We start from the raw sequence: 2,803 nt of genomic DNA, 5'->3' as shown, positions 1-2,803 counted from the left end.
GGCCGAGGGAGTCCAGGACGCGGTGCAGCCGGGCCGCGTCGGCGCGCCAGGTGCGGTCCACGACCTCCTCCGGATACGACTGCCAGTCCACCGGCGCCCAGTCGGCGCGGGGTCCGGCGGGGCCGCCGTGGAAGAGGCGCGCGGCGAGCAGCGAGGTGGCCTCGTCCACGCTGCCGGGCTCCTCCAGCAGATCGCAGGCGGGCCGCTCGCCGAGGCGGGACGTGAAGCCCTCGGCCAGCCGGTCGCGCCGGGACAGCTCGGTGAGCGCGGCGACCACGCCCGCGTCCAGCCGGGAGGGCCAGCGGCCCATCCGCCAGGCGGGCAGCGCCACCCGGGTCAGCAGCCGGTCCCAGCCCGCGTACGCGAGCCCGACCTGTTCCTGGGCGACGATCCGCAGTCCGTAGTCCACCGTCTGCGCCCGCTCGGCGGCCGCCGCGGCGACCCCGCGCTCCATCTGCGCGGCGTGCTCACGGCAGGCGCCCAGCAGCAGCCGGGCCACCCGGCCGAGGACCGCGCAGGCTCCGCGGGCCAACGGGCCCCGCCGCGGCGTGGCGGCCACGGCCAGGGTGGCGTCGAGACCGCGCACGAAGCGCCGGGCGGCGGCTATGTCGGGCTGCGCCGAGGGGCCCGTACCGGCGACGACCGGGGCGATGACGGCGCGCAGCTCACCGACCCGCATCCACCACAGGAACGGGGAGCCGATGACGAGGACCGGCGCGACGGGGACCCGGCGGGGGCGGCGCCCCTCACCCGGCAGGTCCGCCGCACCGGGGCCGGTCCGGACGGGCGGGCCGTGCGCCGGGTGCGTGCGGTCCTCCAGCCAGCTGTCGCAGTCCGGGGTGAGGGCTATGGCGGAGGGCGCCGGGACCGCCAGCCGCTCGGCGAGGTCGCGCACCATCCGGTACAGGTCGGGGGCGGACTCCTCCGTGACGGGCACGGTGGGTGTCATGGCGGGACGGGCCCGGGCGACGACCAGGGCGATACCGGCGGTGGCCAGCAGGACGAGGACCGCGAGGACGCCCACGGCCCAGCGGGCGGCGTCCCAGCCGGGGCCGACCAGATGGCCGGTGGCCGCGCCGGCCAGCAGGATCACCTCGGCGGCCGCGGGCAGCACGGCCACGCCCAGGGCCCGGCCCCGGACCCGCAACACCGCGAGGGCCCGGGAACGCGCGGCCTGCGCGCCCGCTTCCACACCGATTCCGGTCATCTGCCGACCTCACCCCCTCCCCTGCCGATGCCGCGCTGTCCTGGTGCTGCTCACTCCCCCACTGTGGCATCCGTCACTGACAACGCAATGCCGGTGGGCCAAGTGCGCAGTGCCGGTGGGCAAGTGCGCGATGCCGGTGTGCCAAGTGCCGGAACGCTTGCGCGGCACCCTAGTTGCGGCCCCGGCCCACGTCAGCCGGATGGGCGATTGCTCACTCGATGGAATGGCCTTGGTCAGAGCTGGGTGACAGACAGCAAAGATCAGGCCCCGGATTGCGGATCCGGGGCCTGTCGGGGTGAAACGGGAGCTGGGAGGCGTCGGGAGGGCGCTCAGAGCGCCTCGGCGGCCGCCTTCGCCGCGATGTCCGTACGGTACTGCCCGCCGTCGAGCCGAATCCGGCCCACCGCCCGGTACGCCCGCTCGCGCGCCTCGGTCAGGTCCTTGCCGGACGCGGTGACGGACAGCACGCGGCCGCCCGCGCTGACGATCGCGTCGCCGTCCTGCCGGGTGCCCGCGTGCAGCACATAGGCGTCCGGGGCGTCCTCGGCGGCCACCTCGGCCAGACCGGTGATCGGGTCGCCGGTGCGCGGGGTGCCCGGGTAGTTGTGGGAGGCGACGACGACGGTGACGGCCGCGTCCTCGCTCCAGCGCAGCGGCGGCAGGTCGGCGAGGTTGCCGGTGGCGGCGGCCATCAGCAGCCCGGCCAGCGGGGTGCGCAGCCGGGCCAGTACGACCTGGGTCTCGGGGTCGCCGAAGCGGGCGTTGAACTCGATGACCCGCACACCCCGGCCGGTGATCGCCAGACCGGCGTAGAGCAGTCCGGAGAACGGGGCGCCGCGGCGGCGCAGTTCGTCCACCGTCGGCTGGAGCACCGTGTGCAGCACCTCGTCGACCAGCTTCGGGTCGGCCCACGGCAGCGGCGAATAGGCGCCCATGCCGCCGGTGTTGGGGCCCTCGTCGCCGTCCAGGGCGCGCTTGAAGTCCTGGGCGGGCTGGAGGGGTACGACGGTCTCGCCGTCGGTGACCGCGAACAGGGACACCTCGGGGCCGTCGAGGAACTCCTCGATCACCACGCGCTCGCAGGCGGCGGCGTGCGCCTTGGCGGCGGCCAGGTCGGAGGTGACGACGACGCCCTTGCCGGCGGCGAGCCCGTCGTCCTTGACGACGTAGGGGGCACCGAAGGCGTCGAGGGCCTCGGCGACCTCGTCGGCGGTGGCGCAGACGTACGACCGGGCGGTCGGCACCCCGGCCGCGGCCATGACGTCCTTGGCGAACGCCTTGGACCCCTCCAGCCGGGCGGCCTCGCCGGACGGGCCGAACACCGGGATGCCGGCGGCACGCACGGCGTCGGCGACACCGGCGACCAGGGGGGCCTCCGGGCCGACGACGACCAGTTCGGCNNCGACCTCGGCGATGCCGGCGTTGCCGGGGGCGCAGTGCAGCGCGGTGACGTCGGGATCGAGGGACAGGGAGCGGCACAGGGCGTGTTCGCGGGCGCCGCTGCCGATGACGAGGACGTTCACGGGGTCAGCCTAATGGCAAGGTCGCCGAAGTCTTGGGGGTGGGGAAGCCGTACGTTCCTACAAGGCTGTGGGG

Annotated in this window: 2 protein-coding genes; both read right to left on the bottom strand. The window is 75.6% G+C overall.

Annotated features, from left to right (window positions below):
• Positions 1-1,207 (bottom strand): M48 family metalloprotease (locus CCN72_RS31265; protein ID WP_483027285.1); only part of this gene is annotated, 1,207 nt, incomplete at its 3' end.
• A 329-nt stretch (positions 1,208-1,536) separates the two neighbouring features.
• Positions 1,537-2,730, bottom strand: a complete 1,194-nt coding sequence (purD, locus tag CCN72_RS31260) for a phosphoribosylamine--glycine ligase (protein ID WP_086811471.1) — start codon at positions 2,728-2,730, stop codon at positions 1,537-1,539.
• Between the last annotated feature and the right edge of the window lie 73 nt (positions 2,731-2,803).

The organism is Streptomyces murinus (assembly GCF_002154555.1).
In the GTDB taxonomy this organism is placed as follows: domain Bacteria; phylum Actinomycetota; class Actinomycetes; order Streptomycetales; family Streptomycetaceae; genus Streptomyces; species Streptomyces murinus.
The sequence above is the reverse complement of the archived record's forward strand: the minus strand, read 5'-3'. Positions and strand labels throughout refer to the sequence as shown.